The sequence below is a fragment of the Neobacillus sp. GCM10023253 genome (genome assembly GCF_042653105.1).
Classification (GTDB): Bacteria; Bacillota; Bacilli; order Bacillales; family Cytobacillaceae; genus Neobacillus; species Neobacillus citreus.
This window is the reverse complement of the sequence record NZ_JBHSHV010000014.1, coordinates 54,170-80,394: the sequence shown is the minus strand read 5'-3', so window position 1 is coordinate 80,394 and position 26,225 is coordinate 54,170. Positions and strand designations below refer to the sequence as shown.

General features: G+C 40.5%; 20 protein-coding genes. 10 read left to right on the top strand and 10 right to left on the bottom strand.

What is annotated here, in order from left to right:
- Positions 1-292: 292 nt before the first annotated feature.
- The gene (locus ACFPA1_RS18270) at positions 293-5,269 is read right to left on the bottom strand and encodes a lamin tail domain-containing protein (protein WP_378584540.1); all 4,977 of its coding nucleotides are present in this window, start codon (positions 5,267-5,269) and stop codon (positions 293-295) included.
- Between the two features lie 417 nt (positions 5,270-5,686).
- Positions 5,687-6,838: a HupE/UreJ family protein gene (locus ACFPA1_RS18265; RefSeq protein WP_378584539.1), complete on the bottom strand. Its 1,152-nt coding sequence runs from the start codon at positions 6,836-6,838 to the stop codon at positions 5,687-5,689.
- A 337-nt stretch (positions 6,839-7,175) separates the two neighbouring features.
- On the opposite strand from ACFPA1_RS18265, the gene ACFPA1_RS18260 reads away from it, so the two are divergent.
- Genes ACFPA1_RS18260 through ACFPA1_RS18250 form a run of 3 tightly spaced genes read left to right on the top strand, consistent with a single transcriptional unit; the run spans position 7,176 to position 9,107 of the window.
- Positions 7,176-8,057 (top strand): selenium metabolism-associated LysR family transcriptional regulator, encoded by an 882-nt coding sequence (locus tag ACFPA1_RS18260; protein WP_378584537.1) that lies wholly within the window; start codon positions 7,176-7,178, stop codon positions 8,055-8,057.
- Between the two features lie 20 nt (positions 8,058-8,077).
- Positions 8,078-8,653, top strand: a complete 576-nt coding sequence (locus ACFPA1_RS18255) for a CD3073 family putative ECF transporter S component (RefSeq protein WP_378584535.1) — start codon at positions 8,078-8,080, stop codon at positions 8,651-8,653.
- Positions 8,643-9,107 (top strand): CD3072 family TudS-related putative desulfidase, encoded by a 465-nt coding sequence (locus ACFPA1_RS18250; RefSeq protein WP_378584534.1) that lies wholly within the window; start codon positions 8,643-8,645, stop codon positions 9,105-9,107. The genes ACFPA1_RS18255 and ACFPA1_RS18250 overlap by 11 nt, the downstream gene beginning before the upstream one ends.
- Positions 9,108-9,221: 114 nt before the next feature.
- Here the strand turns inward: ACFPA1_RS18250 and nagB are convergent, their stop codons facing one another.
- Positions 9,222-9,965, bottom strand: coding sequence for a glucosamine-6-phosphate deaminase (nagB, locus tag ACFPA1_RS18245; protein WP_213143785.1), 744 nt, complete (start codon positions 9,963-9,965; stop codon positions 9,222-9,224).
- 373 nt (positions 9,966-10,338) lie between these two features.
- On the opposite strand from nagB, the gene ACFPA1_RS18240 reads away from it, so the two are divergent.
- From ACFPA1_RS18240 to ACFPA1_RS18210, 7 genes are all read left to right on the top strand, one after another.
- Complete coding sequence (locus ACFPA1_RS18240) at positions 10,339-11,871, top strand: maltose/glucose-specific PTS transporter subunit IIC (RefSeq protein WP_213144464.1); 1,533 nt, start codon at positions 10,339-10,341, stop codon at positions 11,869-11,871.
- A gap of 22 nt (positions 11,872-11,893) precedes the next feature.
- Positions 11,894-12,586, top strand: coding sequence for an N-acetylmannosamine-6-phosphate 2-epimerase (locus ACFPA1_RS18235; RefSeq protein WP_378584532.1), 693 nt, complete (start codon positions 11,894-11,896; stop codon positions 12,584-12,586).
- 154 nt (positions 12,587-12,740) lie between these two features.
- On the top strand, positions 12,741-13,580 hold the full coding sequence (locus tag ACFPA1_RS18230; protein ID WP_378584530.1) for a MurR/RpiR family transcriptional regulator: 840 nt from the start codon (positions 12,741-12,743) through the stop codon (positions 13,578-13,580).
- A gap of 95 nt (positions 13,581-13,675) precedes the next feature.
- Positions 13,676-14,173 carry a PTS sugar transporter subunit IIA gene (locus ACFPA1_RS18225; protein ID WP_213143782.1) on the top strand — a complete coding sequence of 166 codons (498 nt, stop codon included), beginning with the start codon at positions 13,676-13,678 and terminating at the stop codon, positions 14,171-14,173.
- 285 nt (positions 14,174-14,458) lie between these two features.
- Positions 14,459-15,052 (top strand): DUF5317 domain-containing protein, encoded by a 594-nt coding sequence (locus ACFPA1_RS18220; RefSeq protein WP_378584529.1) that lies wholly within the window; start codon positions 14,459-14,461, stop codon positions 15,050-15,052.
- Positions 15,053-15,224: 172 nt separating this feature from the next.
- A complete protein-coding gene (locus ACFPA1_RS18215; RefSeq protein ID WP_378584527.1) occupies positions 15,225-17,039 on the top strand; it encodes a diguanylate cyclase in 1,815 nt (604 codons plus the stop codon).
- A gap of 198 nt (positions 17,040-17,237) precedes the next feature.
- Positions 17,238-18,056: a mechanosensitive ion channel family protein gene (locus ACFPA1_RS18210; protein WP_378584525.1), complete on the top strand. Its 819-nt coding sequence runs from the start codon at positions 17,238-17,240 to the stop codon at positions 18,054-18,056.
- 90 nt (positions 18,057-18,146) lie between these two features.
- Here ACFPA1_RS18210 and ACFPA1_RS18205 read toward each other — a convergent pair whose 3' ends face one another.
- The 7 genes from ACFPA1_RS18205 to ACFPA1_RS18175 form a co-directional block, all read right to left on the bottom strand.
- Complete coding sequence (locus ACFPA1_RS18205) at positions 18,147-18,827, bottom strand: serine/threonine protein kinase (protein WP_378584523.1); 681 nt, start codon at positions 18,825-18,827, stop codon at positions 18,147-18,149.
- A 495-nt stretch (positions 18,828-19,322) separates the two neighbouring features.
- The gene (locus tag ACFPA1_RS18200) at positions 19,323-19,703 is read right to left on the bottom strand and encodes a RidA family protein (protein ID WP_378584521.1); all 381 of its coding nucleotides are present in this window, start codon (positions 19,701-19,703) and stop codon (positions 19,323-19,325) included.
- A gap of 23 nt (positions 19,704-19,726) precedes the next feature.
- Positions 19,727-20,770, bottom strand: a complete 1,044-nt coding sequence (locus ACFPA1_RS18195; RefSeq protein ID WP_378584520.1) for an aldose epimerase family protein — start codon at positions 20,768-20,770, stop codon at positions 19,727-19,729.
- A 64-nt stretch (positions 20,771-20,834) separates the two neighbouring features.
- Positions 20,835-22,325 carry a Na+/H+ antiporter NhaC gene (gene nhaC, locus ACFPA1_RS18190; protein ID WP_378584519.1) on the bottom strand — a complete coding sequence of 497 codons (1,491 nt, stop codon included), beginning with the start codon at positions 22,323-22,325 and terminating at the stop codon, positions 20,835-20,837.
- A 23-nt stretch (positions 22,326-22,348) separates the two neighbouring features.
- Positions 22,349-23,524 carry a MalY/PatB family protein gene (locus ACFPA1_RS18185; RefSeq protein WP_378584517.1) on the bottom strand — a complete coding sequence of 392 codons (1,176 nt, stop codon included), beginning with the start codon at positions 23,522-23,524 and terminating at the stop codon, positions 22,349-22,351.
- Positions 23,525-23,536: 12 nt separating this feature from the next.
- Positions 23,537-25,033: a xylulokinase gene (xylB, locus tag ACFPA1_RS18180; protein ID WP_378584516.1), complete on the bottom strand. Its 1,497-nt coding sequence runs from the start codon at positions 25,031-25,033 to the stop codon at positions 23,537-23,539.
- A 12-nt stretch (positions 25,034-25,045) separates the two neighbouring features.
- Positions 25,046-26,212 carry an ROK family transcriptional regulator gene (locus ACFPA1_RS18175; protein WP_378584514.1) on the bottom strand — a complete coding sequence of 389 codons (1,167 nt, stop codon included), beginning with the start codon at positions 26,210-26,212 and terminating at the stop codon, positions 25,046-25,048.
- Between the last annotated feature and the right edge of the window lie 13 nt (positions 26,213-26,225).

The window sequence follows — 26,225 nt, the reverse complement described above, 5'->3', positions numbered from 1 at the left end:
TTTTACCGGTGCGAAACTTTTTTTGCACTCACGGGCAGAATAGACCGCTTATTTTTACCGGTGCGAAACTTTTTTGCACTCACGGGCAAAATAGAAGGCTTATTAAAGACATTTTTGCCTTCCCCTAGGCAGTTGGTCTTTAAGAAGGCACGGAAAGGAGTGTTTTTCAGTGGTCTCGAACCGTCCCCAGTCATCACATGATAGTTCGATGAATTTCAACAACAAAAAAATAGGGCTATGCCTTTCGCACAGCCCTCACACTTTAACACTTTAACCGAGTGGGTCTGACCCCCTAATTATTCTTCCTCTCATTTCCGGGTCTATCCACCGGTGCCCCTGTCTTAAATCTCCAAACATCCGACACGGCTGTACCACCGAATTTATCTTTCACCTTTGTATACCAGCTGCTGAAGCTATTACCAGGAAGTTTCTTCCACTCCACACTAGCCGCTGATCCACTCTGGACGTTCTCGCTTGTACCGATTTGTTCATCTGTATAAACATTGACACCAATATAATCAGTGGCCACTTGTTTAGCAGTAGGTCTTACTTGGTAATCAATGTCAAATTCATCTTTGCCTGGTTCGTCAAAGAAGTTTTCGTCATCCTTGTATGGCGAATACGTATTGACATGGATTTTTTGATTATCAAGGTCAAATTGAAGGAAACGCATATATCCGCTGCCGCCTTCTAATCCAGACTGATAATCAGACAACATTTCAACTACTGTTCTGCCATCATCCGTATGTTTTACATTATAGGCAACTCCATGATAGTGCCCGCAAAGGACCATAAATACATTCTTATTTTGAGCGACGATGTCAGTCCAAATCTTCTGACCGTCCCCTCCATAGGCACCGCTTGGCGTAATGTAAGAATGAGTGGCGATAATGGCTTGACGATCAGGATATTTTTGCAGAACCTCATTCGCCCACTTAATGGTTTCCCCTTGAACATCCCAGCCTAAATACATAACGATGAAATCCTGGCCATTCTGGGAAACAAGATCATAATGGTCACGGTTGTTGTGGTTGTCACCGCCATAGGTTGGCTGCTTCTCAAAACGATCTCTGCCGAAATACTTGTAGTACTCGGAGTAATCCGCTTCAGAGAAGTTGACGTCATGGTTTCCAGCCACTACCCCGTAGTTCATACCTGCATCATCAAGCAGTTTCATACTTTCATCGGCAACAGCCCATTCGTCAGGACGGTACCAATCGTCAACGATATCCCCAGTATGAATCGAATAGATGATTTTCTTTTCATCCTTTTGATCAACCAAATATTTCATCATGGTTCGATAAATGTCTGGATAGGCGTCTGTATAATATTGGGTATCACTTACCCATGCAAAGGTGAAATCTACATCTTCTGGTGATGGGAATAAATCTTGAATTAACACATGCACCGTATTATCGCGCACCATGTCCCCTGCATTCACTTTCGCTCGTAATTCAAAGTCCTCATTGCCAATTCCGGATGTCGCCCTTTCCCATTTTAGAGTATTATAGTTCCACGTATACATCGTTACTTGGCGGCCTTCAAGGGAATGGCCATTCCATACGACCTCGACTTCATCATTTGGCGAGAGTTCTTTATCGATTGTAAAATCGAATCGGTGATAGGGAAATTCACCATTCGTATCGTTCACGAAATACTGGCCATCTTTCTCTTTTACCTTTGCAATGGCATCATTAGAGAAAGCTTCCTCTCCGGAAGGAACTAATTCTAATGGCGGCTCGCGGTCAGTCTTGTTGGAATAGGCAGTGATCTGTGATCCTCCAGCAAAGTCGTATTTATACGCTTTGTAAAAACCAACATCCAGTGCATCACCATCTGGGTCGGTCACTTTGACACTAAGATCCGCTTTGCCATTTACCTTCGAATCACCGGAAGGCTTTGCTTCACTTGGCTGATCCGGATTATGGTTAATCATCGTAAAAGATACTTTTTTCGTTGTTACATTTCCTGCTTTATCTGTTACACTCACTTCTAACGTATGTGTACCAGCTTCTAAAATTGGAGAGAACGGAAGCTCTACCGGTTTTCCATCCAATAAGGCAGTGATGGTCTCTACTCCGGAACCAGCATCTGTTGCCGTCACACTTAAGCTCACTTGCTCTTTATAAGATTTTCCGTCTTCAATAGAAAGAGTTTCAATAGTAGGTGCTGTGTTATCTACCACCACCGTTTTCGAAATCGATTCACCATTTGCACTGGTAAGCTGCAGCTGATGCTCTCCATCTGTTAACGTTGTCGTATCGATTTTTTTTGCAACAGCCGGGAATGCAGCTGCCGGAATATCAATCGTATAGTGGATCTGCGGCAATGTATCTTTAATGGTGATTCTTGCTTTCGGATCCGCAACTGGTGTTAATTTCCCGGTATCTGACTGAATTTGGGCAGTGATCGCTGGTTTGTCCCCATTCCAAAGCAGGATTTCTACGTTTTGCAGATGGTAATCATCGTTATTACCTTCCAGCCCTTTAGGATCAATTTTATTCCCTGAGGTCAAGGTTATTTTGTTTACTCCAGGTTTGATCATTTCCTTTGGTAATGGCAGCATAGCAGATTTATAATTGGTCACACCCGGCATGATCGATGCAAGTTCATCGTTAACGAATAGCCCGTTATTAAAGGAGGCTTGCATATCTTGTGCTTCAAAGGAAATATAAGCATCTTCCGGCATAGACGGCTGCGTTTCAAGCACTTGACCATCGATCGACATACTTAACTGATGATCAGCTGTCTTGCTGCGCCCCTCCAAAGCCTCAGTTCCACGCAGGTATTCACCATCCTTAACGTTCAACACCAGTGGCTCGGTCTGACCAGCAAAGGTAAGTTGATAAGGCTTACCTCCATCATCCAGAGTAGATACAGCATTGAAGCCGTCCGTCGCCGTGAAATAGTATTCAATAGATTCTGCATTCAGAATTTGGTAACGCGGAATGAGTTCAGAAATATACTTTCCATCATCTGAACGGAGCATATTCACACGTGTATACTCCTCTGCCCCATTCCGTTTAAAATACAAGTTCACTTGCTTAATAGATTGGTTATCGGTTACTTTTGTTTCCAAAGTAAAATCCTTTATCTCCTGAGGAGCTGTTGAAGGCTGATGGGAGATGACTGGACTCACTTCGTCTGCCGCCACTTCCACCGGCACATCCGGTACTTGGGCATTTACCAGCACACCTGGTGTTGGCTGTTGACCAGAGCCTCTTAAGAACATCCGGTTACTTCCATCCTTTGGATACTCATAGACAACACTTTTTCCATCAATGGCATCATCCTGTGTGACACTGAACCATGCTTGTGAAATGATCCCCTTATCCGCATGTGAAACAGGATAAGCGGCATCGGCAGCAATCAGAATTCTGCCCTCTTCGGCATCCGGCAGGCCAAGACCATTCCAATAAACAGGCAGTACCTTGCTCTCATCAAGTTTTGCACCATAGTGAGCTTTGAATTGGGCAATACTTTCCTTCTTACTGTCATAGGATTGAAGCCAGACAACAGCTGTTTCTTGAGCTGGTAAAGTAAAATCAGTTGGAATATCGATCAGCGTTGAAGCACCGCCTCGATTTTCAAAAAGAAGTTTATAATCTTCTAGATTGAGCTCTTTGTTTGTATTGTTGTAAACCTCTACATACTCGTACTTCTCCGTACCAACATTCGCAGGAACAATCTCGGTAATCAACAGACTGGATTCAACCTGCTTGTCCGACTTAAAAATCTGAATCTCGAACAATTTTCCTTCTGTATCCAATGTAGTTCCCACATTCAGACCATCTGTCGCTTCAATATAGTATTGGAGCTTGGTTGTCCCTTCCAGCGCCTCTTTTGGAATGACGGCATGATATTGACCATCCGTACCGGAAGACATCGGAATGGATTGGAAGGTTTCATCTTCTTTTTTCTTATAAAATAAATTTGCTCCCTTTACATTTTGGTCATCTGTCACATAGGCAGTAATAGGTAGATCCTGCACCTTAGTAGATCCCGTTGGAATCATATGTTGAATGATTGGCTTTAAAAAGTCCTCTGGAAGCTGCACTTTCTTATTAGGCATTTGCTCAGGCAAAACCGTTCCTGGTGTTGGAGAGACTTTGCTAGCCATCTTCGTCATAAGTGGATCACCAGTAGGTTCGGCTTTATAAATAGCACTTTTGCCATTTTGATCATCCGATTTATCAGTAGAACTTCCTTGCATATTATAAGTAACCTTCGAAACAATTTCTCCTGTTTTGGTCATTAAGGTAAAATGGTGTCCACCGGTATTAACAAATCCATAAAAAGGTTCTAAAATAGCAATCTGATTCTCGGAAATGACTCCACCATAGTTGGCGATGAAATCTTGAATAGTCGCACCTTGGTTTGTTTTTTGGTTCCAAAGGACAATCGTTTCACCCGGCTGCAGAATGCGATCACCTGGAATCTCAAACTCATTAAGCGAAGGATTCGCCCAATTTCCGTATCTAAGCTTATATTGATTCAAAGGGATGGGGCGATTGCTGTTATTATAAAGTTCAATGTATTCGTAGGACTCGCCCATTGTTGAACTATAATCCAAGGAATTAAACAAGACCTCTGTGATTTGCAAATAAGGCCCCTCGCCACCCACTTCTTCACCAATTTGAATCGTATATATTTCACTTGGTTCAGCAGGATTACGGGTAACATTCACCCCATCCGATGCCTCAATATAATACTGAAGGCTAGCCGCCCCCTCTATGGCAGATTGCGGAATATTGACCGCATAGTCCGTAAATCCATTCCCATCAATGTTTCCAGCCGTCATAGCCATCTTTTTAAAATCTGTATCCTTATTCGTTTTGTAAAAAACATTTGCTTCCGTGATGGCTTCATCGTCAGCAATTTTTGCTGAGATACTGATATCTTCCGGTTGTTCCAAGCTCGTCACTGGCGTATGATTGATTTGTGGGGCAGAATTTGATTGTACCTCTTGTTCTGCTGGCTTTTGCTCAGTTGGTGCACCGCTTTCTCCTAGCACGGGTTCTGCTGGTGCTCCACTTTCACCTGGTACTTGTTCAGTTGCTGCCCCTGTTCCTCCTGGTACCTGTTCAGTTGACGTCTTACTTTCTCCTGGCGCTTGATCTGTCGGTGTCCCAGTTTCTCCCGGTACCTGGTTAGTTGTTTCGATCGCCAATGCTTGTGGTGAAAACAAACTAATAGACATCGCCATGACGGATAGCGATGAAAGCACACGATTTTGCTTCTTCCTCATCTTCTTCATCTTTTTCTTCAATGCCTCTCCCCTCAATCCCTTACGTTTTTAAAAACTACGAATCTTTAAAACGATAAAAGTCAGATTACGATAAAATTCCCTCCTTTTCTTCTAAAAAACCAATTTGGTGACAATTTTGACACCCCAATAAAACATATCAATCGAAGATTAAGGGAATTGTAGGAAAAGTGTAATGATTCTTTAATTAATTGTAACTTTGTTGTAAAACTAGTAAAATTTATCCAGGACTTTTCGTTTAGTTTTGTCGAATAATGTCTAAGCTTGTTTTATCCACAACTCCTAACAATTGGAAACCTCAATGATGAACAAACTGCTAATTGAATGCAAAATACCACCCAATCCCTCTGATGTTGCTAGAAGGCGGGTGGTACATTTGCTTTATAGAATATATGACATCCTGGTTTCTCTATCAATAGTCTAAAACAATGTTCGCTCAATCAACCAATACAGACCGATTATGGCAATACCTCCTGACACACAAAAGGCGGCTTGACGATACCATTTCCGCCGGCTGGCAAGGATTAAAAGCGGCAGCAGAACCGCTGCGACAATGATCTGGCCGATTTCAACCCCGAGGTTAAAGGAGAATAAGGATAAAATATAATGATCACCCAGTGTGCCTTGAAGAATCTGGGCAAAACCAAAACCATGAATAAGCCCAAAACCAAGAGCTAAAAGCCAGCGCCACTTAAGCTTCTTGATCCAAATATTTTCAATGGCAATGTAAACGATACTTAGTGCGATTAATGGTTCAATGATGTTTGCCGGTATCCTGATAATATCCAGCGCTGCAATCGCAAGGGTAATACTGTGACCGACCGTAAATGCCGTTAGGATTTTGATATAGTTCTTCAATGGTTGTTTTAAAATGACAAGAGCGGCTACAAACAATAAATGATCATACCCTGTCCAAATATGTTCTACTCCCAGCTTGACATACTCCCACATCGTATTAAGCCAGATTGGAACGGTTATTTCCGTTGTAATGGTCCCCGAAGATACACTCGCCACATGACCGGATAAAGAACGGTCATCTTTGTTAAAAATCTTCTCTACTTCCGTATCGCCTATATGTACAGTCGCAAAGTTTTGATGAAGAGCGTCAAACTGATCAAAAAAGAACTTGTAATCTATTTCATATGTATCAACGGGCTTCGAAAATACATAATTCATATCAATGAGAACAGCTGGGGCATCTTTTCGCTCGGCCATGGATATTCCCTTAATGCTGGGTTCTGCAGTTTCTCCATTGTTAGTTACAGTTAAGAATTCATGGATGAAAGGCTTGAGGTCCTCCGCCGTCCAGCTTACCTCCGGTTTAGAAGCTTCATTTTGTGATGCTTCGCCAATAACAAAAACTCTTTTCGATTGCGCATCTACCCATTGAGCTACTTCACTTGGATCAAGGTATAACCGGTAATCGATTGTCTTGTCATGTATCTCAATATCGGAGTAACCAACTGTATTCATGTGTGCTTCTACCCCTTGGGGAATACCGCAAAACAGATTCACAGAAAGGATTATTAATGATAATAAGCCAATGATTTTTCTGCCGCTTAGAGTAACCAAAACTATCACCCTCCTAAACATGTCAGAATATATACTATCAATTAATTATTAAGTTGATGTATGTGCTATGTTAAGAAAGTTTTAAAAAGTAAAATATTAGGGATTAGGTTCTTTTGTTTCAGGTGTTGGTGAAATTACATTGGTATGCTCCCTTTGCCTCGGGCTATGATGCACGATATGATGCACGAGAACCGTCCCCATGCATCACTTATGGTTTCACAAAAATTAGATATATTGCCCATAAATCCTTATTTGAATTGGTTACAATTAGTATATAATCCCTATAAAATTTTTAAATATTAAATATAAAAAATGCTAATACGGATGGAGCGAGCATATGAATTTAAATAAACTTGATGCGTTAATTTTGGTTGTGGAGAAAGGGAGCTTTTCCGAGGCGGCAGCTGCTCTTAATAGTTCCCAGCCAGCGATTAGCCTTAAGATTAAAAGCTTAGAAGAGGAACTTGGAATTCCCCTGCTTGACAGGGGGATGTCAGGGATTCAGCCAACGGCTGCAGGCACCCTGGTTTACCAGGCTGCGAAGGAATTGCGACGAAGGTGGCAGAAACTTGAGGATGATCTGCATGGACTTCAAGACACCGTAACTGGAAACCTAACTATCGGGGCCAGCACGATTCCAGGTACCTACCTAGTTCCCGGTTTGGTAAAAGCTTTTCGCGATCTTTTTCCAAACGTCGAGGTATCCATCGATATCAACGATTCTGAGGATTCCCTTAAGAAGCTGCTCGACCAGCAAGTGGATATTGCCATCGTCGGGATGAAACCTGCTTCTCCCAAACTAAGCTCCCGCCGGCTTACAGATGATTCTCTCGTGTTAATCACTCCGAATGATCACCCGCTCGTTCATACGGCGGAGGCGGATTTCAGCCAGCTGCACCAATATGAATTTGTCGTCAGGGAAAGCGGTTCGGGCACCAGAAAGAGAATGGAAGAATTTCTCGCTGGTCACGGTTTGGAAATAACTGATTTAAAAATTGGCTTATCGATTGGAAGCACAGAGGGGGTGATTGCCGCAGTCGAAGCAGGACTTGGGATCAGCTTTATTTCAAAACTGGCTGCGCTACCCGCAGTTAAGGCTGGCCGCGTCCAAATGGTGGAGAATATCAATCCAATTCAGCGCAGCTTTTACTTTACCACCTTTAAGGAAGCAGAAAATCGGCCGTTAATCAAAGAGTTTGCCAATTTATTATTTAAATAGTTTTAAAGGGAGAGGAAACCATGAAAACTAGCAAAACGATGATTTTAACCTATTCGGCGATGGGTATTGCCTTAAATGTGATTTTAGGTACCGTCGTTTCATCTTTAAAAATTCCGCTTTTATTCCTGGATACAATCGGCACCGTGTTAATTGCCGTTTTATTCGGGCCTTGGTGGGGAGCGCTGGCAGGCGCCTTAACGAATGTCGTGCTCGGCGTGACAACCGGGGGTTCCGCTATTTTCTTCGGCCTTGTGAATGTAGCGATTGCATTAGTGGTAGGATATATTGCAAAAAGATTTGATTTCACCAAATGGTATGTTGCACTTATAACAGGACTGATTTTATCGGTTGTGGCCCCATTAATCGGCACGCCCATTGCTGTGGCCATTTTCGGTGGCTTGAATGGCAGCGGGATGGATGTTGTGGTGCTCTGGCTCCGGGCTGCCGGTGATAGTGTATTTGCTTCCACGTTTATTTCGAGAATTACCGGGAACTTTGTCGATAAAATCATTACCTGCCTGCTCGTGATGTTCATGGTCACCAGGCTGCCGTATTTTGCAAAACTGATAAAAAAGGAGAACCGAAATGCAGCGTAGCAAACAGATACTCATTGTTTCCCATTGTATTTTAAACCAGAATACCGTCATTCCAGATGAGGCCAGAGCAGCGGGAGCAATTATTTCAGCTGTAGAATGGGCCATGAAACAAGGCTATGGATTGCTGCAGCTTCCCTGTCCGGAATTTACTTTTCTAGGACTGGACCGCCCGTCGATGACATACGAGCAATATAATACGCCGGAATACCGAAAGCATTGCCGTGAAATCCTGAAGCCCGTCTTGTTTCAAGCCGAAGATTACTTAAAAAACGGCTATGAGATTGCAGGAATTCTTGGCATCCAAAGCAGCCCTTCCTGTGACCCCACGCGCGGCATCTTCATGGAAGAATTGACCGCCATGTTTGCGGAAAAGGGCATCAAACTAAAGACACTTTGGTATTTGCCCAATACCAGCGAACCCATTTTTGACAGCAATAAACATGTTGTGGAATGAGACATGGGGACGGTTCTCTTGCCTCATTTTGTGAGGCACAAGAACCGTCCCCATGTCCCATTTTTCACAAAAAAAAGAGCCATGCCCTTAGCATAGCTGTTATACTTTACCGTTTTAAAGTTTAGTTGAGTGGGGATGTGATCCGGTGGCAGCTTCGTCTGCAATGATGGTCACATTAGGGTGTGTTTTTAACATAGAAGCAGGGAAATTTTCGGTAATTTCGCCTCGTAACAGCTGCATCAAAGCGTCTCTTTTTTGATCTCCTGATATCAGTAATAAAATTTCTTTGCTGCGCATAATGCTCCCAATCCCCATTGTAATAGCATGAGTAGGCACCTCATGAAGACTATTAAAAAATCTTGCATTAGCCTCACGTGTAGAAGGTGTTAATTCAACGATGTGTGTTTCAGACTGAAAGGGTGTACCTGGCTCATTAAAGCCAATATGACCGTTACTGCCAATACCCAGAATCTGAAGATCTACACCGCCTTTACTTCTTAAAAGATCCTCATAGTCCTTAGATTGTTGCTCTGGATTCTTAAAATCGCCTGACGGAATATAGGTATTCGTTTTCTGAATATCAATGTGATCAAATAAATGCTTGTCCATAAAATAACGGTAACTATTGGGGTCGTCACTAGACAGTCCCAGGTATTCATCTAAATTAAACGTTGTCACGTGTTGATAAGTTGTATGGTTTAGTTGATGATCTCTCACTAATTGAGCATATAATCCTACCGGAGTTCCGCCTGTTGCTAATCCAAGGCTTATATGAGGGTTACGACGGATCCTTTCTATTACAAGCTCTGCCGCTTTTTGACTCATCTCATCATAATTCGCTACGTTTAATATTCTCATTATGTTCTCCTCCCCGTTGAAACAGTAACCGCTTGCCCGCCAACGCGACCCCTTTCGGTTCATACTTATAACTTCATAGAAAAACTGTTAGATTATGTGTTGTTTATTCGTTTTTATTAAATTCCACAAACAAATAAGAAAAGCCATGAAAAGATTGAACAAGGTTTCCTTTCAGTAGTGATTCTACTACTAGAGATGATAGAAATATATAATTGCGCACCAGTTTGAATAGGTTTTCACTGTTCGGGAGAGAATCATGAAAATGGTTGAAAACGATTTTAAACCCGTTGAAATCGATTTATTGTCGATTTATGATACGTATGCAAGGCTTTACATCAAGATGTTCCATCCAAGATTAAGGAGGTCAATAGCAATGAAGAAAGCGTTTGAGAAAGCTCAACAATTTGGTAAATCGTTTATGCTTCCTATAGCGGTTTTGCCAGCAGCAGGTCTTTTATTGGGAATTGGTGGAGCGCTGTCTAACCCAAATACGGTTTCAGCTTATCCATTTTTAGATATCAGCTGGCTACAGGCCATTTTTACAATCATGAGTGCCGCAGGTTCGATCGTATTTGGCAATTTGCCCATCATCTTTGCGGTCGGGGTAGCCATCGGTTTAGCTCGTTCAGATAAAGGGACGGCAGGATTAGCTGCCATGATTGGTTACTTTGTAATGAATAGTACCATTCATGCGCTACTTTCTTTAACCGGTGACCTGGTAAAGGATAATTTGGCAGGTGCTGGGCAAGGGATGGCTGTTGGGATACAGACGTTAGAAACCGGTGTATTTGGCGGTATTATCGTTGGGATTGTAGCAGCTGGATTGCACAATAAATACAATAAAATTCAGTTGCCTCAAGTATTAGGTTTCTTTGGAGGCTCTCGGTTTATTCCGATCGTCGTCTCGTTTGCGTCGATTTTTGTAGGAGCGATTCTATTTGTCATCTGGCCATATTTCCAAGCTTTAATCAATCAGCTAGGATCCATCGTGACAAGCACAGGGGTAATCGGAACCTTTTTCTACGGATTTATATTACGTATGCTTGGACCGCTTGGTTTGCACCATATCTTCTATCTTCCATTCTGGCAAACAGCTCTTGGTGGAACGATGGAAATTGGCGGGAAAATTGTTAGCGGTACACAAAACATCTTTTTTGCCCAATTGGGCGACCCTTCGACCAAACACTATTATGAAGGGGTATCTAGATTCATGTCAGGCCGTTTTATTACGATGATGTTTGGTTTACCTGGTGCCGCATTGGCCATCTACCATTGCTCTAAAAAGAAAAATAGAAAAGTAGTGGCAGGGATTTTGTTATCTGCAGCGTTAACTTCTTTCTTAACCGGAATCACAGAGCCACTTGAATTTAGTTTCTTGTTCGTGGCACCACTTCTTTATGTAGTTCATGCCATTTTTGATGGTCTTGCTTTTATGATGGCTGATATTTTCAATATTACTGTCGGACAAACCTTCTCAGGTGGATTTATTGATTTCATTTTATTTGGAATTCTTCAAGGTGTTGGTAAGACAAATTGGCCATATGTTTTACTGGTAGGTATTCCTTGGTTCTTCTTATACTACTTTACATTTAAATTTTTAATCATAAAAAAGAACTTCAAAGTCATTGGACGTGAAGACGACGAACAAGTTACCGAGCAAGTATCTGTTACAGACCGTGCTAAAACGATTGTTGAAGGCTTGGGCGGATCGAATAATATTGAGGTTGTCGATTGTTGCGCAACTCGTCTGCGTGTAACGATTAAGGATGAAACCTTGGTGAAGGACGATGTCCTTAAACAGACTGGATCTAAAGGGATTGTGAAAAAGGGAACGGGAATTCAAATCATTTATGGACCTCAAGTAACCATTGTCAAAAACGAAGTAGAAGAGTATTTAGGTCAGTAATAAGATAAGGACGTGTTTTGTTATGCATCAAGTGTTAGAGCAGATAAAAAATGGATTAATTGTTTCCTGCCAAGCTTTAGATGGGGAACCACTGCATAGTTCGTTTATTATGGGGCGAATGGCACTAGCTGCAAAAGAGGGCGGAGCAGTTGGCATTAGGGCAAACTCCGTCTCAGATATTGTAGAAATCAAAAAGCAAGTAGATCTCCCGGTCATCGGCATCATCAAACAAGTATACGGAAACCATCCTGTCTTTATTACGCCAACGATGAAAGAAATAGATGCCTTGGCTGAGACAGGGGCAGAAATCATTGCGACAGATGCAACAGATCGAATCCGGCCGGATCGCAGAAATTTAGAATCGTTTTATCGGGAAGTACGAGCAAAGTATCCTCATATTTTGTTGATGGCTGATGTCTCTTCGGTTGAAGAAGCCGTTTTCGCCGATGAGTTAGGTTTTGATATTGTGGCCCCGACATTATACGGATATACAGAAGAGACAAAAGGCTTGAAAATCGATGATCATGACTATGCCGTCATTAAACAAATTGTTAAAGAAGTGAAAAACGCAAAGGTGATCGCAGAAGGTAATGTTTCAACACCTGAAATTGCCCGTTCCGTGCTAGATATTCATGTCCACTCCGTAGTGGTAGGCGGAGCAATTACAAGACCCCAGATCATCACGAAAAGATTTGTCGAATCTTTGCAAAAATAAGTTGCAGCGAAAATAACTCAGGCAGTCGCCTGGTTATTTTCTCTATTTAGTTTTACTGGGGCTAGTTCATTCATAGTTTTCAAAGACTTAACTAACAATAAGGTTATGATCTTTTAAAATGAACGAATGGATTATCTAAATGAGGAGAAAGCATATGGAATATCTTGGTGAGAACCTTCTTCATGGTATAACCTGTACGATGGATAAATTTACGAGCTCTGAGGCAGAGTTAGCAAAATATATTATTGAAAATCCTGACGAAATTAGTCAATTATCAATCAGTCAAATTGCCAAGAAAATTCATATATCTCCTGCAACCATTACACGTTTTTGTCAAAAAATTTCATTTTCAGGGTTTAATGAATTTAAACACGAATTAAAACGATATATCGATTTAAGAAACAAGCCTGCCCCGGCAAGCGACATAAAAGAGATTGATTATTTTTCTAATCTCTATCAAAACCATATACAAATCATCGATACGACCTTTCAGAAAATGAGTTATACCGATATTCAGCACGCAGTTTCTCTTTTAAATAATGCTAAGAAAGTTCATGTTTACGGAATTGGCAACTCAGGTATCGCAGCCCAAGAATTTAAATGGAAATTTTTCCGAATTGGCATTGAGGTCGATTCCATCACAGATCCACATCAAGCGGTGATGGATTCAGCATTATGCACAGACAGTAGCCTAGTAATTGGCATTTCCGTTTCAGGAAAAACAAAAGAAGTCATTGATGCGATTAAAATTGCCAAGCAACAAGGTGCAAAGATTCTTGCCATCACGAGTGACAAAACATCTGACCTATATCAATTAGCTCATTTACCCCTTCTCATGATGAGTAAGAGTAATATGCATATGGGTCAAAACATCTCGCCGACTCTGCCTTTGTTTTTACTTTTTGACTTAATCTACACAGAACTTGTGGCAAAAGACTATATTAACCGGATTCAGATTCGGGATAGGACGTTAAAAGCTTTGGAGTCTATTTGATGAAAAGTATCCAGCATTGGGTAGACAAATAGAACTCTTCGTATCTGTAAATGATACACGCATTATGTCGGAAATGGAAAAAGGGAGAGATAATCATGTTCGAAAAATTGTTTAAGAAAAAGGGAAAACCCGAAGTAGAAATTTATTCTCCACTCGATGGAAAAGTTGTTTCATTAGAAGAAGTACCCGATCCAGTCTTCTCAGAGAAAATGATGGGTGATGGTGTAGCCGTCATACCAAGTGCCGGGAAACTTGTCGCACCCGTTGACGGGGAAGTCATTCAGGTTTTCCCTACGAAACATGCCATTGGAATTAAATCAGTCAATGGATTAGAATTGTTAATCCATATTGGCTTAGATACTGTTCAACTAAACGGAGAAGGTTTTCAAGTTTATGTAGAACAAGGTCAATCTGTTAAAGTCGGAGATTTGTTGGTAAACTTCGATATTCCGTTTATAAAGAGTAATAATAAAGAAATCGTTACACCAATTATCATCACGAATATGGCAGAAAGAGTAGAAACCATTGTTCAAAATAGGCTGGAAGAAGTAACAAGGGAAGATCTCCTTTTTACTTGTAATTTAAAATTCTAAAAAAGAGCCCCCCAAAAACCTTCCGTTTTCAATAATTGGAAGGTTTTTTATGTAAATTTATCATGGATACCCAAGGGGCTAGTTATACACACACTCGTGCCACCAAGTACACAAGAACCGTCCCCATGCTTCACCCATGATTCAACATTTATTGTTGAAATTTATAAAAAATTGTTGTAATTTGTTGGGGGAATATTTTACTATAATAATTGTAAATATTACCTAAGTTTCATAGATTGTGTAATTAATTGATATAAAAAATTGAATATAGGTGGGCAAGTAGAGATGGTGTATGATGGGATTTTGTTGGCTTTGGTTGTTGGGTTTATCCGGAAAGGGAATCTGAGGGGGCTGGCCCAGTTAAAGCTGAAGTGGGGCTGGGTTTTTCCTTTATTGTTGATTGTTCAAATTATTACCTTTGTCTATCAGAATGATATCAAGCTGCTTGGAAAAGCCAGTGAATCTATTTATATGGCAGTATATATCATTGGTTTGCTATTTTTGTACTTAAACAGACATCATAAAGGGTTTATGATTATTTTTATCGGTGTGTTTTTAAACTTTTTGGTGATGGTGGTAAACGGGGGAAGAATGCCGGTCTCGGAGGAAGCCGCAGCTGTGCTCGATCCCATGTATATCCAGGCCCTTAAGGACGGTTTATACGCGAAACATGTTCTATTAACGGACTCTACGATACTTGGATTTTTGGGCGATATAATACCATTGGGCCCCCCATATCCACGGACACAAGTCATTAGCATTGGCGATGTGGTGATGAATATTGGCGCGTTTCTGTTTATCCAATATTTAATGCTCCAGCCAAATAAAAAAAATAATGAAGATACCTCCCTTTCATTGAAAGGAGGTGAAACACGATGAAAAAAGCTCAAGGCCTTAAGATCACAGGTTTACTTTATAATGCAATCATTATTGGTTCTGTTATAATTGCATTAACATCAGGATTCAAATTTGGTGAATAATGATTACCGAAGGGAAGTTATGTTGCATAACTTCTCTTTTAAAAATTTATCGATATGAGAAGTGAAAAATAATGAGACTGTTTAAAACTCCAGCTAATCGATACATTTCCCTAGTTTCCATAGGCAGCATCATCGTATTTTTAGTCTCAATTGACTTTAGAAACTACAGCAGTCATGATTGGACTGTCATTTATGCGTTAGTTGGCGCCATCCTGCTGCTTAATCATTATAATATTCTCCTTCCGCCTAAGGGTAATGCCCTTTCGATGGATTCTTCCGTATTTTTGGCAAGCCTGTTTTTATTCGGCTTAAATATAACACTCTATGTTTTATTGATTTTTTCTGTGATTTTTCTTTTCTCCCTGCGAAAAATGGTATGGTGGAAACATGTTTATAATTTTTCAATTTACACTTTAATGATTATAACGGCTCATTATGTCTTTCTTTACTTAGGTGGAACAACAGGTTCGATTCAACCAAGTAATTTAATTCCATATGCTGTTTCTTTAAGTGTCTATTTTGCAGTAAATATCCTTTTACTAGGGATCTATTTTTTATTAGTCGCCGATGAAAATCTAATGAATGTGTTAACAGGAATGATTAAAGAGGCGATTGCCCCTTATTTTAGTACTCTAATGCTTTCGCTAGTTCTGGCTACTTTAATGAGTTCCAATCCCATCTTTGGCCTGTTTCTATTTACCTGCATTACCGTTTTACTATCGGTAGCATTTCAACAGCATTTTAGCTTGTTTAAAAAGATTTCTGAAAAAGCTAACAGAGATTACTTAACAGGTCTAAATAATCATGGATATTTTAAAGAACTTTTGGAAAAAGAAGTCTCGATTGCCAAGGACTTGGAGCAGCCTTTAAGTGTCGCCTTGCTTGACCTTGATGATTTTAAAAAATATAACGATATTTTTGGGCACATCCAAGGAGACCAGCTTCTGAAGGAGTTCGGTGCTCTTTTAGAAAATGAAGCAAAATTGAATAGCTATACAGTTGCTCGCTATGGTGGAGAAGAATTCTCCCTTCTCATGCCGAGGACAAGTCTTCATCGGGCCCATTCTTTTATCAATGAACTTAGAAAGAAAACAAATGATACCCATTTTAAAGGGGTTGAAAAACTAGCCTATGGCTGCCTATCCTTTTCAGCTGGAATCGCGGAATGCTCGAAGGAAACCTATAGTATTTCGCAGCTGTTAAATCAAGCGGACCAGGCCATGTATTCCGCAAAGAACCAAGGGAAAAACCTGGTCCAGCTCTTTAATGAGCATTCCGAATATACGGTGCAGCACTCCCTTTCGATGGACAAAGAGCTCGAAGAAGCGGAGCAGCAGCTGAAAATCTTCCTTTCGAAAGATGTCTATACCTATCGTCACAGTAAACGGGTGTACCAGTATGCCGTTGATTTTTCCCGCAAGTTAAACTTATCGGATAGTGAGCGTAAGAATCTGATCCTTGGCGCTCTCATTCATGATATTGGCAAGCTCGAAATTCCACGGGATATTTTAAATAAAAAAGGAAAGCTTGAGCCCCATGAATGGGAAATGATGAAAAAGCATGTGACCTGGGGCAAGGAAATTATCTCGACCAATAAGAAACTGGAAGATTTAATTCCGTTAGTCGAACTCCATCACGAACGGTATGACGGGAACGGCTATCCTTATGGCCTAAAAGGAGTATCGATCCCTAAACTAGCACGGATTTTATGCATCATTGACTCCTTCGACGCCATGACAACCGAACGTCCTTATCAAAAAACAAAAACATTTAAAGAAGGCATCGCCGAACTAAGAGCCTGCTCCGGCAAACAATTCGACCCTCAATTCGTCGAACCATTCATTGAAATCATCGAACAGCTCGAACACGTGGAAGAAGTCGGGTGATGCATGGGGACGGTTCTCATGCATCAAAAATTGTTAGATGAAGCACGGGGACGGTTCTTTTGCATCAAATATTGGACTGCTGACATAAAAAACTCTATCAATCTTATGACAAAATTCGGGCGGAAACAGTGGCACCCGAATTTTTTCTCCTTATCCGCATTCCTATGGTATAGTGTAAAAAAAACAGGGGTTGATAGGATGTCTTTCTTGGGATTATTCCAGCAGTTGCCCATAAAAATTTTAACGGTGGCACTGCTGATTATATTTACAGTTTATTTGATCCGCAAATCCATCAGACTTTTCTTTGACAAAACGAGCTTCTTGGATGAAAAGCGGGAAGAGACATTGATGCATTTCGCCAACCAGGTGACAAAGGTATTGGGACTGGTGTTTTTCTTCATTTATGTCCTTAGCCATTTCTTCAAACTGGAAAAGCTTGTCACTGGTTCGGTCGTGGTGGCAGGTGCCTTGGCATTGATCTTTCAGCATATCATCCGTGATTACATTATGGGGCTGACTTATTTGTTTGAGCGCCAAATCCAGCTCGGCGATTATGTCATCATCAACGGAAACCATCAGGGGGAAATCGAGGGAATCAGCATGCGTCACTTGAATATCCGCCAGTATGACGGTTACCTCTATACAGTCTCCTATAGCAACATCACAGAACTTCAGAACGGGAGCCGGGGAAGGCGCCGGGTGAACGAAAGTCTTGTCCTCGATTATAAGCAAAATCCGGACGATGCCTTTAAGGTGATGGAGGAAGTGGCACAAACATGCAACGAGAAGTACGGTGAATACCTTTTGAAGGATGGGAACGGCGTTCCTGTGGAGAGGTTCCAATTCAAGCAAATCACTGAGCTGAACGTGGAGTTCAGTGGACACCGGTATTCATTATCAGGTCTTGTGAAGGAAGCGGATTACGTGGAAGCGGGCAAAAAGGTGAGGTATGAACTTGCGATGGCGGCATATAAGAATGACTTGATGATGGCAAAGAACCCTAACACTAGCCATTAAAAATCATAAAAAGCAAGAGTTTTTATCTCTTTCTTTTATTCTGTTTTTTTATTGCAACCGTGAAAAGCCTGTGATAGAACCAATCACGGGTTACTTACGCTGTTTGCATAAAAGCTGGCTTACTCGCTGAGTAAATTTTTCCAACACAAAACTTGCTAAGTTAATCCGGAGATACCAATGTTTTATTGTTTTCAGAATCCATAAAGGCACTTGGATGCCAGAAATGAAGGAATAAAAGTTTTTATATGCCCATACAAGGTGTTCCCAGCGGCGGTCGTTTCCCTTTTTGACATATTCCGATACGTCTAAAACTTTTCCTCTTCCATTTTGCAAAAGGATGTTTTTTAGATGAATATCTCTCGGATTCAATCCTTGACTACGGACATACTCCCGAGCCTCCTCTACGTCCTGAATCGCTTGCTCGGTGATTGGAATGCCTTGCAATAGGCAATCATAAAAAGTTACTCCCTCTTCGAAACTTAAAACGATGTAGTTGATTCCGCTCCCATAAAGTTGTGGAAAATAACGGGACCCCTTTAAATGTTCGTAGACATGTTTCTCCACTTCTTTTTTCTTTAATGCTTGATGGGAATATACTTTAAATACATAGTTCGGTGTCATATGATACTGAAAAACGGCAGCATCCGTTCCGATTCCGATACATTTCAGACCTTCAGCAAACCCAATAATGGTAACAGGTTGATTATTTTCATTACCTTGCACTTCAATGTTCCTGAGTGCTTCATCCGCCAGTTTCCAATCTGGAATCATGAAAACCTCCTTCTTGTTTCGCTTTTTTACTTTGACAATAAATCTACTTCTCAATTTCAAGCATTTATATGTGTTGAGTTTTTCTAGGTTCAAACAACCCTTGGAGGATTGATCATTTAGCGCTTCTATAAAGTTATACGATTATTTATAAGGGAAGTTTCAGAATTAACCGAAGTATTATCATATAAAGATGTTAGTTATAGAAGAAATAAACCGTGGGTAGGGGTATGACCCTCATTTTCTGGATCTAAGGGAAGATGCACAGGGACGGTTCTCATGATTTAAAATCTGTTTCAGGCTTTAAATCATCGAACCTTTCAATCTAACAAGAAGGTAATCAGTTAAAAATTGATGCATAAGAACCGTCCCCATGCTTCAAAATAATAAAAAAGAGAAGTGCTGTGAACACTTCTCATTGTAGCCACCACTGTTTGGGTTTGAGTGGCGCTGTCCATTTATGAATTTTTGCGAGAACCAAAATAAGTATTAAGAACATTATTTTTCTGTATTTGCAATGACCTCAATTTCAATCAATACATCTTTAGGAAGTCGGCTGATTTCGACTGTGGATCGAGCCGGACGATGGTCTCCCAATGCCTTACCATATTCTTCATTTATCGTTGCAAATTGACTCATATCTTTTAAAAAAATAGTTGATTTCACAATATGATTTAGTGTGAGTCCTTCACTTTCCAAGATTGCTTTGATGTTCTTCATCACTTGTTGTGTTTGAAGAATGATATCATTTTCTACGACATTACCTGTTTCAGGGTCAATGGGAATTTGTCCTGAAAGAAAAAGAAGATTTCCCACTTTAACTCCTTGTGAATAAGGACCAATTGCCTTAGGTGCATTTTCTGTATAAATGGTATTCATTTTAGATCACATCTCCAATGATTTTATTTAAAAACACTAAAGGTATAGGTTGTTTTAGCATGATATTCATCACCCTTTTTAAGCACAATAGATGGAAAATGGGAATGGTGAATCGCATCTGGCAATCCTTGTGTTTCCAAGCAAACACCAAGATATTTTCGAGATTTTACACCTTGAATGGAAAAACCACTTGGGATTTGGTTACCTGTATACAGAACAACCGCAGCTTGGTCAGTTGCAACTGTTAAGCATCTACCACTCTCATAATCCATCAAATAAATAGGATGATTGTCATTTAATATAAAGGGATGATCATAACCAGTTCCAACCAGTTTATTTTGCAGATGACTTGATAGAACACCCTCCTTCAATGCTCTTCCATTCCGGAAATCAAAAGGTGTCCGATCAACATTTAAAATAGTTCCAGTAGGAATGAATTCAGAATCAAGTTCTAGGAAACTAGAACTATTTAATTTAAGAAAATGTTCTAGAATATCCCGCTTCATATTTCCACTTAAATTAAAGTAGGAATGATTGGTTAGATTTAGAAGGGTATCTTCATCTGTCGTTCCATGGTAGGAAATGACCAATTCATTCTGATTAGTTAGCAAGTAACTTACATTTACATGTAAGTTACCTGGATACCCTTCTTCAGCGTCGGGGCTGAAATACGAAAATTGTACGCCAACTGTCCCCTCACTTTGAATCATCTTTGTCTTCCAACAGACATTATGAAATCCACGTTCTCCGCCATGAAGATGATTCCTGTTCTCGTTATTGCTCAATACATAAGTCTTTGAATTTAATTCAAACTGGGCTCCTTTTATTCTTCCTGCTACTCTTCCGATAACGGCTCCAAAATAAGGTGACCATTTGAGATAGTCATCCAATTGATCAAATCCAAGAACAATATTTTCGATATGACCATTGCGGTCAGGAGCCTTAATAGCAGAAATAATACAACCATAATCTAGACAGGTAATTTCAATACCATTGTCGTTTTTCAACGTGTAAGCGGAAATGGGTTGATCTAACAATCTTCCAAATTCCTCTTTAACAACCTTCATAGATTTCCTTTACTCCTTATTAGCTGATTTTTCTACCCCATCAACTAATCCTTTTTTCTTCAGATTATCCCGCAGCTTTAGATGAAAGATTTTCCTGATTACCTTCAATCTCCGCAAGCATTTGTTTATGCTCTTCAGGCGATAACTTTGCAATTCCAAAGCCCGTAAAGCCCCAAATAGTAGCAAAAATAATTCCTGTCCAACATAATACAGCCCAAGGCAAATAGGATAAGGTGGCAACTCCTAATGTTCCAGCCATATAAGCCCCTGCCGCAGTCCATGGTAAGATAGGTTCAATAATTGTAGCCGAATCTTCTACCGTACGTCCAAGGTTTTTAGGATGGAGTCCTCTTTTAATATAACTATCTCGTAACATTTCACCTGGCATGAGAATAGAAATTTGACCATTGCTTGTTACACCAATCATTGTCAGTCCCGTAATAATGGTTGTAACAATAAGACTGCCTGTCGATTTAACCTTACTCATCATTTTGTTAATGATTAAATCTAGAGATTTCGTTACTGAATAAGTCCCGGCGAAGGAAATGGCAGAGAAACAGATTAATAGTGTTCCCATCATTGAATTCATACCACCGCGGTTTAACAATCTAGGAATATCTGCAATCACGGTGTTCGGATCGAATCCTGGTGCTTTGATCATCGAAATATTAAAGCCACCCACAACTGAAGAGACAGCATCATTCAAAGTAAATCCTTGAAAAACCAATGCATTGGCCATTGCGAAAATCGACGAAATCAGCATGACCGGAATCGTAGGTTTTTTCCAGACAGAACCAACAAGCACAATCAGAATTGGAACAACTAAAAGAAGATTCCAGTTAAAAGCTAGATCCAATGTACTCATAATAGTGGAAACCTTTTCAGGAATTTCTGCAGTTGCTGAACCTGAATTTAAACCGACAACAATATAAACAATACCGGCAACAATAAAAGAAGGAACTGTTGTATAAAGTAGATGTCCTATATGCGTATATAGATTTACACCCGTTGCAATGGATGCAATATTAGTGGTATCCGATAATGGTGATAACTTATCTCCAAAATAGGCACCTGCCACTACTGCACCTGCTACAGCTGCTAAGTTGGCATCCATTCCAGCTGCAACGCCCATAAATGCAACCCCGATTGTACCAGCAGAACCCCAAGAGGTCCCTGTACAAAGAGATACGACGGAAGTGACAAGGAAAGCTGTAATTAATAAAAATTGCGGATCAATAATCTTTAGGCCATAGTAAATCATCATTGGAATCGTTCCGCCAACCATCCAAGCCCCTATCATAAAACCGACAACAATTAAGATCAGGATGGCTGGCATGGTTTTAGCAATTTTTTCAGAAATGGAATCCATAATATCTTGATACGAGTGGCCTAAATAAATCGCAATGGCTCCAGCAACAATGGCGGACATAATGATTAAAGGCTCTGGAGGCAATTGAAAAAAGATATAACCGAAGGACAAAAATATAACCATTGCAAAAATCGGTAATAAAGCTAAGAACATTGTTGGTTCCTTAATTACTTTTGATTTCACCATCTTATTCACCCTTATTTATATTTTTATTGTGCAATCTTTTTGTATACTTGTGCAATACGGTTTAATCCTTCATGTAAGAGCGTTCTAGGTGTTGCAAGATTCAAACGGATAAAGCCCTCGTATTTCTTTCCAAATGAAGAACCAAAGCTTACATTTACCTTTGCCTCTTCTAATATCCAATGTTTTAAAACGTTTTCATTTGGACTCCAGTCCCTGCAGTCCATCCATACTAAATAAGTTCCTTCAGGTTCAATTAGTTTGATTTTTGGAAAATTCCCCTTGAAAAACTCCTTTGTAAAAGAAAGATTATCATCGATATAGCTTTTTAGACTGTTTAGCCAGTCATCGCAACATGTGTAAGCAATCTCTAAAGCTGGGACGGCAAAAAAGGTTGGATTATGAATCCCCGCCTGGATTAAAGATTCTTTAAACCTGGCACGATATGTTTCATTAGGAATAATAATATTCGCAATTTCTAGGCTTGCCAGATTAAACGCTTTTCCGGGTGAAGTACAAATAATCGATTGCTGAGCCAGTTGATCTGAAAGGCTTGCTACAATTGTATGCTGACGATCACCATGGATAAAATCTGCATGAATATCATCCGAAACCAAAAGAACGTTATATTTTAAACACAACTCCCCTAATCGCCACAGTTCTTCCTTTGTCCAAACCCTGCCGGTTGGATTATGCGGTGAGCATAATAAGAGGATTTTCACCCCCCCTCTCATCTTTGCTTCTGTGTCCTCAAAGTCTATTTCATAGCGGCCATTTTTTAATACTAATGGACTTTCGACCAGTGTCCTTCGGTTTACCGTTACGGCATTTGTAATAGGCGCATAGGATGGAGTATGGACGAGAACCTTATCCCCTTCCTGGATAAAATTCTGCAATATCAAAGATACCGCTTGCACAATTCGGGGACAAAAAACGATCCATTCCCGATTAATGTTCCAGTCATACCTCCTTTGAAACCAGCCTTCCACGGCATCATAGTAGGGAGGAAAAAGTTCTGTATAGCCATAAATCCCATGCCGAGCCATTTCCACCATTTTATCGACAAGGACTTGTGGTGCACGCAAATCCATATCAGCAACAGATAAAGCGATTACATCTCTGCCATAATCGTTAGAGATCCCGTCCCATTTAGCAGAATTCGTATGAAAACGATCCACGACCTTATCAAAGTTTGTGTTCATAATCAGCTGCTCCTAACGTATTAAGTTATCCTCTACTAAATAAATTTCCTCATATACACCTTTCAAAGAAGAATATATTTTTTGAAAAATGGGGAACATTTCCGAATAAATGATCGCGTTTTGCTCCATTGGTTCATAAATGAGACCCTCAATATCCATCTGCCTACAAGCATCTTGCAAAGATGAATACGTCCCATTTCCAACAGAAGCTAAAATGGCTGCACCCAATGCTGGTCCACCTGTATTGGAAGACGTGACTAATGGAACCTGAAGCACATCAGCCAGTATTTGCATCCAAAGCGGGCTTTGGGTTCCACCACCGATCACTTTTGCTTGCGTAAATGGAATGTTCAACTTTTTAAGAATTTGGACAGAATCATATAAAGCAAATGCTACACCTTCTAATATGGCCCTTGTCATCTCCCCTCTCGAATGGGAAGAACTTAAACCGACAAAGGTTCCTTTGGCATATGGATCATTATGGGGTGTCCGTTCGCCTGACAAATAAGGAAGGAAAAAAAGTCCGTTACTGCCGGCCGCAGCCTTTTCGGCTTCGTGTAAAAGAGTGTCATAATCACTCTTGTTCACATCCTCAACCCACCACTTAAGAGAGGCAGCTGCTGACAACATGACTCCCATCATATGCCATTTCCCGCTGGCATCACAAAAGGTATGCAGACTATTATGACGGTCTACTGAATAGCTTTCTTTGGGTGCGAAGACTACCCCCGATGTGCCAAGCGATATAAGGGATGTTCCTTCCTGGAGAATTCCGCTGCCAACAGCACCAGCTGCATTATCACCTGCACCTGCTACAACCTTCACACCAACTGGAATTCCAGTTTGAGCAGAAGCAAATTCGTTTACCGTTCCTGCTATTTCAAAAGACTCATAGACCTTTGGAAGCATCTCTTCTCGAATCCCAAGAATGTCAAGCATTTCCTGTGACCAGGTCCGGTTCTTCACATTAAAATACAGCGTGCCGGAAGCGTCCGAAACATCCGTAAACATATTGCCTGTCAGCTTATATCCGATATAATCCTTTGGTAGCATAAAATAATGAGCTTCCTCAAAAATATTCGGTTTATTCTTTTTTAACCACAGAATTTTGGGTGCTGTGAACCCTGTAAGGGCAATATTCCCTGTATGTGCCGACAGGAAATCTTTTCCTATCTTTTCATTTAAAAAGGAACATTCTTCATGAGTCCTTTGGTCATTCCATAAAATAGCTGGGGTTATGACATTCCCATTTTTATTTAGAACAACTAAGCCATGCATCTGTCCGCTAATGCCAATTCCTTTAACCGCATCTGGAGACATAAACGTAAAAAGTTCTTTTAGTCCTTCAACGGTCGCATTCCACCAATCATCAGGGTTTTGCTCAGACCACCCCGGTTCGGGATGGTAAAGGGGGTAGTCCTTGGTTACCTGATATTTAATTTCCTCTGCACTTTCGATATAGACAATCTTTACTCCAGACGTTCCAACATCAATCCCAATGTAACCCAAAACGGCACCTCCTTATTGCTCATCTGTAATGAATACTTTTTGAAGCGGAGTAACAGCAGCGCCTAATATGGATGAATCTGCATTCAACGTAGAAAATAAGATATCTACATCACTGCTACTATGGAAGACTGATTTTTCAAATACTAAATCTCTTAATTCATCAATATATAAATTCCCATACTTCGCCAGATTACCGCCAATAACGATTTCCTTTGGATCTATCGCCAAGAGAATATTTTGCAAGCCCAGCGCCAGATTATTTAAATACTCACTAACCACAGCCTTCGTATCTTCGTCCCCAGCCTTATATTGAGCAGCAATATCATCTAGAGTACCGCCAGTTGTATGTTTTGTTTGGTTGTACCTATCCAATAGAACGGTCTCTGAACTAAACAACTCCCAGCAGCCTGTCCTTCCACATTTACACAATTTTTCAGAGTAACCGATATGCATATGTCCAAACTCGCCGGCACGCTCCTTATTTCCTCTATAAAAGCCATCCTTAGTCATAATCGAGGCCCCAATACCTTCCGTTATAGACAAATAGACTGTTTGTTCCCCCACTTGTTTACGGCCAAGCAATAATTCGCCAAAAGCTCCAGCATTGGCTTCATTCTCAATATAAATGGGGAATGGAAACATCTCATTTAGAAATTCTAACGAGAATTGCTTTACTCCTAAATTTGGTGCTAGTTCAAGGACAAAATGCTCGCGATCGACAGTTCCAGGAACAGATAGGCCAATACCAGCAATTCGAGATAGCGGGATATCCAAGTCATGAACCATTTGTTTAATTTCATCAGTCAATTTCAAGATAATTCGATGGAAATCCGCTGTAATATCAAATTCATCCAACAAAAACTCTTCGCGACTTTGTATTTGACAACATAAATTAATAAGAACCATACTCACCTTAGTTGGAGCAATTTCTACCCCAATGGAATAAAGGGCATTAGGGATTAGGCGGATAATCTTTGGCTTCCTTCCACCAGTAGACTCTGCAATTCCCGCTTCTTCCACAAGCCCTTCCTCTATTAATTTTGTAAGGTTGGAGGTAACAGTTGGTATACTAATATTCGTCTTTTGGGCAATATCAAATTTTGTCAGTTGCCGGTATGAATAAAGTGTTGCCAAAATTTTATCTCTATTATTTAGTTTTTCTAAATTTTGAATATACATAAAACCACCAAAT